The organism is Sphingomonas sp. (genome assembly GCF_019242355.1).
Taxonomy (GTDB): Bacteria; Pseudomonadota; Alphaproteobacteria; order Sphingomonadales; family Sphingomonadaceae; genus Sphingomicrobium.
The window spans coordinates 1-5,839 of record NZ_JAFAVR010000050.1 but is presented as its reverse complement, the minus strand read 5'-3'; the positions used below and the strand labels follow the sequence as shown (position 1 = coordinate 5,839).

7 protein-coding genes are annotated in these 5,839 nt (G+C 66.5%); 4 read left to right on the top strand and 3 right to left on the bottom strand.

Annotation, left to right across the window (positions count from 1 at the left end; genetic code table 11):
* The 4 genes from JOZ79_RS02105 to JOZ79_RS02090 form a co-directional block, all read left to right on the top strand.
* On the top strand, positions 1-1,013 hold a 1,013-nt coding region (locus JOZ79_RS02105; protein WP_294069929.1), incomplete at its 5' end, for a serine hydrolase domain-containing protein.
* A 3-nt stretch (positions 1,014-1,016) separates the two neighbouring features.
* Positions 1,017-2,417 carry a leucyl aminopeptidase family protein gene (locus JOZ79_RS02100; protein ID WP_294069926.1) on the top strand — a complete coding sequence of 467 codons (1,401 nt, stop codon included), beginning with the start codon at positions 1,017-1,019 and terminating at the stop codon, positions 2,415-2,417.
* Between the two features lie 128 nt (positions 2,418-2,545).
* Positions 2,546-2,926, top strand: coding sequence for a MarR family winged helix-turn-helix transcriptional regulator (locus tag JOZ79_RS02095; protein WP_294069924.1), 381 nt, complete (start codon positions 2,546-2,548; stop codon positions 2,924-2,926).
* Positions 2,927-3,071: 145 nt separating this feature from the next.
* Entirely contained in the window at positions 3,072-3,236 is a 165-nt protein-coding gene (locus JOZ79_RS02090; protein ID WP_294069922.1) for a hypothetical protein, read from the top strand.
* On the opposite strand, the gene JOZ79_RS02085 is transcribed toward JOZ79_RS02090, so the two are convergent.
* From JOZ79_RS02085 to fabF, 3 genes are read right to left on the bottom strand one after another with little or no spacing between them, the layout of a single operon-like run.
* Positions 3,229-3,564 (bottom strand): hypothetical protein, encoded by a 336-nt coding sequence (locus JOZ79_RS02085; RefSeq protein WP_294069920.1) that lies wholly within the window; start codon positions 3,562-3,564, stop codon positions 3,229-3,231. The genes JOZ79_RS02090 and JOZ79_RS02085 overlap by 8 nt on opposite strands.
* Positions 3,561-4,463, bottom strand: coding sequence for an endolytic transglycosylase MltG (gene mltG, locus JOZ79_RS02080; RefSeq protein ID WP_294069931.1), 903 nt, complete (start codon positions 4,461-4,463; stop codon positions 3,561-3,563). Before mltG ends, JOZ79_RS02085 begins: the two co-directional genes overlap by 4 nt.
* 59 nt (positions 4,464-4,522) lie before the next feature.
* Complete coding sequence (gene fabF, locus JOZ79_RS02075; RefSeq protein WP_294069918.1) at positions 4,523-5,779, bottom strand: beta-ketoacyl-ACP synthase II; 1,257 nt, start codon at positions 5,777-5,779, stop codon at positions 4,523-4,525.
* Between the last annotated feature and the right edge of the window lie 60 nt (positions 5,780-5,839).

Sequence of the window (5,839 nt, the reverse complement as noted above, 5' to 3'; positions counted from 1 at the left end):
CCTCCGGAATCCGGGATTTCTGGCCGCAGGACTACCAGCTTCCCGAGATGACCCATCCGGTGAAGCCACAGGAAATCCTTGCGCGCTGGGCTCGCCAGGATCTGGACTTCGAGCCGGGCACGCGCTGGCAGTACAGCAACACCGGCTATGTCGTCGCGGGCATGATCGCCGAGAAGGTGAGCGGCGTTCCGCTCCTGACCTATCTCCACCGCAAGATCTTCGATCCGCTAAGAATGACCAGCGTCCGCGACCAGGACGATACGAATACGCCCGCGTTTCCCGCGGGCTATGAACGCAGCGCGCTCGGCCCGGTGCGGGTCGCCCGTCAGCCGGGCCGCGGCTGGCTCTACGCGGCGGGAGAGCTGTCGATGACTGCGGCCGATCTCGCCAAGTGGGACATCGCGCGCATGAACCGCTCGCTGATCCCGGCCAGGGACTGGGTCGAGCAGGAAACGCCGGTGGTCCGGGCCGACGGGCGCAGCAATGGCTATGGCCTCGGCATCGCGAACCATTATGCGCGCGAGCGGCACGTTATCGACCATGGGGGCGAGGCGGTCGGCTTCCTCACCCAGAACAGCATCTATCCCGACACGAAGGATGCGATCATCGTCTTCACCAACTCGGATTTCTCGGAAGCGACAAGTACGCTCACCGAAGGTCTTGAAAAGATCGTTCTCAACAGCCCCGACCCAGGACTGACGAGCGAAGGCGACCGCCTGGCGGACGTCCATGCGACCTACGCCGCGCTTGTCGGCGGGACGGTGGACCGCGCGAAGCTCACTTCGAACCTGAATTATTACTTCGATCCGACCAGGCTCGCCGACTATCGCTCGAGCCTTGCGGCGCTCGGCCAGCCGAAGATCAGCGAGACCGGCTCGCCCAGGCTTCGCGGCGGCTTCGTCAACCGCAACTACACGCTCCATTATGCGGACGGGAAGGATCTTGTCCTGGTCACTTATGCCGAGCCCGGCGCGGCCGGCCGCTGGGAGCAGTTCATGATCATGCCGCAATAAGGCATGACCGACTTCGCTCCCCTGCTCGTCGCCGACCGCGGCCAGTCCGCGCGCCCGATCCATCTCGTCGACAAGGCGAGCTTCGCCGACTGGCTGAAAGGTCGCCCGGCCGAGGACCGCACCTTGCTCCAGGCCAATCGGTTCGAGGGCAAGAGCGGCCTCATTCTGCTGCCCCGCGGGCCGGAGTTCGAAGTTGTCGCCGCGGTCAAGGACGCGTCGGTGCTGTCGCCCTGGTGCCTTGCGCAGCTAGCCGCCGAGCTACCGGAAGGGACGTACAAGCTGGCTTCTGGCGAGGTGGGCGCTGCGGGTCTCGGCTGGCTCCTGGCCCAGCATCGCTTCGACCGCTTTCGCTCCTCCGCCGAAGACGCCGAGCGCGGCCCGCGCGTGCTCCTCACCGGCGACGCGGCGCGGATCGGCGAGACGGTGCGGCTGGCCGAAGCGACCGCGCTCGTTCGCGACCTCGTCAACACGCCCGCCGCCGACCTCGGGCCGGCCGAGATCGAGCAGGCGGTCCGAGACACGGCCAACGACCTCGGCGCGCAGGTGCGCGTGACCACCGGCGACGAGCTTGCCAGCGGTTATCCGCTGATTGCCGCGGTCGGCGGGGCGGCAATCCCGGAGCGGGCGCCGAGGCTGATCGAGCTCGAATGGGGCAAGCCCGAGGACCCACGCCTCGCGATCATCGGCAAGGGTGTCTGCTTCGACAGCGGCGGCCTCGATCTCAAGTCCGCGTCCGGAATGCGGTTGATGAAGAAGGACATGGGCGGCGCGGCTCACGCCCTGGCCCTGGCGCGGCTCGTCATCGCGGAGAAGCTGCCGGTCCGGCTGCACCTCCTCATTCCGGCGGTGGAGAATGCGGTGTCGGGTGCGTCCTACCGGCCGGGCGACGTGATCAAGTCGCGGAAGGGACTGTTCGTCGAGATCGACAATACCGACGCGGAGGGGCGGCTGATCCTCGCCGACGCGCTAACCCGGGCGGGGGAGGAGCAACCGCGGCTCATCGTCGACTTCGCCACGCTGACCGGCGCCGCGCGCGTCGCTCTCGGCCCCGACCTGCCGGCGATGTTCGCGAACGACGACCCTCTCGCCGCCGAGCTGGCTGGCGCGGCAACCGCTTCGGCGGACCCCGTCTGGCGGATGCCGCTGTGGGACCCGTACAACGACCTGCTGAAGAGCGAGCTTGCTGATCTCGCGAACGCGGCCAATTCGCCGATGGCCGGCTGTATCCTTGCGGCCCTGTTCCTGCAGCGGTTCGTGACCGCCGAAATTCCCTGGGCGCATTTCGACACTTACGCGTGGCGCGACATCGCGAAACCGGGTCGTCCGAAGGGCGGTGATGCGCTCGGACTGCGCGCTGTATTCTCTGCAATTCGCAAGAAGTTCCCTGCCGACCGATTGATTTAAATCGGAACGGCATCGGGATTTCGGCTAAATTCCCTGCAACATTTCGGCTCCTTACCGGTTTACCTGACGCTTACGCGGCACAGCGTTCATCCGGGCGCTCCGCGGCGTGACCGAGGAGACAAGCCACTATGGGCGAGGTTTCGCTTACCGGCTGGATGAAGGCGCTCATCGCCTATGTCCGATCTGGCGAGCCGGATCTCACCAACCGGCAGATGGCCTTGCTGATGCTCGTCTATCTGACTCCGGGACCTCACACCGTGCGCGGGCTCGCCCGGGTTCTGGGCGTGTCCAAGCCCGTCGTCACGCGCGCCTTGAACACGCTTGGCGCGCTCGGCTATCTGCGCCGCGAACGGGATCAGGACGACCGCCGCAACGTGTTCGTCGTCCGCACCAGCAACGGGGCAGAGTTTCTTGAAGGCTTCAAGCGCAACCTCCGCGACGCAGAGCCAGGCGCCGCCGCCCACCGGCCGATCATCGGCCAGGCACCGGCCTACGCCCACCAGGGCTGAGGGCTTCGCGCTGACCGGCCCGTCGCAACTGCCCGACCCCGCGTTCAACGCCTTTCGAAAAGACCTCGCCGACGTCGCGCTCGCCGGCAAAGTCCTCGCTTCTCATTATGCTGAGCCGGTCAGCCGCACGCTTCGCGCTCCGGCAATGCTGCGGAGTAACCCGTCGGACGCGGCCGCGAGCGTCCGCGAGCTCGCTTCCGGCGAGGCTTTTCGGCTGCTCGAGGACAGCCTGGGCTGGGCCTGGGGTTACGCGGAAAGCGACCGCCGGGTCGGCTACGTGCAGTCCAGAGCGCTGTCGCCCGTCAGCTGACCACCGAGCGTAGCCACCAGAGCTGATAGAGGCTGCTTGCGGCAAGTAGCGCGAGGAGCCCGATCAACAGCCAATCACGCACCGGCGAGCGCGGGCGCCGCGTCGGGAACAACAGCCAGGCCGATAGCGCCGCAAGCGCCAGCGTCCCGATCGCGGTGTTGCGCACGTAGACGACGATCACCGTTCGAACATGGTCGACGCCGCTGTGGCCGCTCGTCTGCCCATGCGGGCTCATCATCAGCCCGGTTCCCCAGCTGATCACCGCAGCGGCAAGCAGGAAGGCGCCCACGAACATCCGCGCCCGGCCGATTCCCCGATTTCCCGTCACATCTCTCCCCGAGTCTTGCGGATCGCGTACCACTTGGCGACGTTGGCATTCTGCTCGGAAAGCGTCTCGGCAAAGGCATGTCCGCCAGTCCCGTCCGCGACGAAATAGAGCCATTTTGTCGCCGCCGGGTGGAGCACCGCGGCGATGCTCTCCTTGCCCGGGTTGGCGATCGGCCCGGCGGGAAGCCCCGTGATCCTGTACGTGTTGTAGGGATTGTCCGCCTCCAGCTCCGACTTGAGGATTCGGCGACCGAGCGGCTTGCCTTTGGTGATGGGGTAGATGACCGTTGGATCGGCATCGAGCTGCATGCCGGTGCGGAGGCGATTGCAATAGACGCCCGCGATCAGCGACCGCTCGGCGGGCTTGGCCGTCTCCTTTTCGACGATGGAGGCGAGGATGATCGCCTGCTGAGGCGTCGTCACCGGGCAGTCGGTCCCGCGCTTCGCCCACAGTGCCTTGATCTCTCTGGCCATGGCGAGCTGCATCTTCGCGACCAGCGCCGCGCGGGTCGTGCCACGTTCATAGCCATAACTGTCGGGAAGCACCGAGCCTTCCGGCACGTCGGGAAGCGGCCCGGTAAGATACGGACTGGCGGCAAGCCGTTCCTGAACGATGATCGAGGGCATTCCTTCCGTGACCGTGATCAGCCGCTGCACCGGTTTGCCGTGCTGCAAGAGGTCGAGGATCGCGGCGCCGCCCATGCCCTTCGGGATCTGGAACTCGCCGGCCTGGACCGGGTCGGAGGAGCCGAACAGACGCGCCATGACGCGATAGGTGCGCGCGCTTCCCGGAATCGCACCCTGCGTCTCGAGCTCGCGGGCCACGCCGGCGATGGTCGAGCCCTGCTGGACGACGACCGTGTGCGGGCCGGGCTTCGGGCCCGGCGCCCACCACAGCATGTAAACCGCAACGAAGGCGGCGAGGACGAGCGCCGCCGCGCCGATCAGCAGGCGGCTTCTCACACGGCCTTCACGATAAGGCTGGCGTTCGTCCCGCCGAAGCCGAAGCTGTTGTTGAGCGCAGCCCGGACCGGGCGTTTCTTGGCCTTGTGCGGAACGAGATCGACCCCCTCGGTGCCCTCGTCCGGATCGTCGAGGTTGAGCGTCGGGGGCACGATCTGGTCGCGAATGGCGAGGATGCAGAAGATCGTCTCGACGGCTCCGGCGCCACCGAGCAGATGGCCGATCGCCGACTTGGTGCTGCTCATCGAAGCGCCTCCGAGATCGTCGCCAAGGACGCGCTTGACCGCGCCAAGCTCGATGGTGTCCGCCATCGTCGACGTGCCGTGCGCGTTGACATAATCGATGTCTTCGGGCTGCATCCCGGCCTTTCGCAGCGCCATCTTCATCGCCAGTTCCGCACCGCGTCCTTCCGGGTGCGGCGCCGTTACGTGATAGGCGTCGCCGGACAGGCCGTAACCGACGACCTCGGCATAGATTTTCGCGCCGCGCGCCTTGGCGTGTTCATATTCCTCGAGCACGACGACGCCCGCGCCTTCACCCATGACGAAGCCTTCTCGGTTCTTGTCATAGGGGCGGCTCGCCTCGGTCGGGCGATCGTTGAAGGCCGTGTTGAGCGCCTTGGCCTGGGCAAAGCCCGCGACACCGAGCGGGTTGATCGTGCTCTCCGCACCGCCCGCAAGCATGATGTCGGCATCGCCGTCCTTGATCATGCGCGCGGCGTCGCCGATCGAATGCGCGCCCGTGGAGCACGCGGTCACAACCGAGTGGTTCGGGCCCATCAGGCCGTATTTGATCGAAACCTGGCCGCTGGTGAGGTTGATCAGCCGTCCATGGACGAAGTGCGGCGACACGCGCCCGGGCCCGCGCTCGGCCAGAACCAGGGATTCGCTCTCGATGCCCGGCAATCCGCCGATGCCCGAGCCGATCGAGACGCCGGCACGCTCTTTCGTCTCGTCATCCATCTCCATGAGGCCGGCGTCCTCGAGCGCCTGACCGGCAGCGTCGATCGCGTAGACGATGAACGGATCGACCTGCCGCTGCACCTTGAAGTCGACGCGCTTGTCGGGGTCGAACCCCCACTCATGATCCTTCGGCTTCACCTCGCCGGCGATCTTCGCCTTGTGATCGGTAGTGTCGAAGCGGGTGATCGGACCGATCCCGCTCTTGCCCGCAATGAGGTTCTGCCAGGTGGTCTCGACGTCGCCGCCCAGGGGCGTCACCAGACCGAGACCCGTCACCACGACTCGCCGCATCGTCTCTCCTCCGTCCTCTCAAAAACAAACGGCCCCCCGAATGGTTCGGGAAGCCGTTCG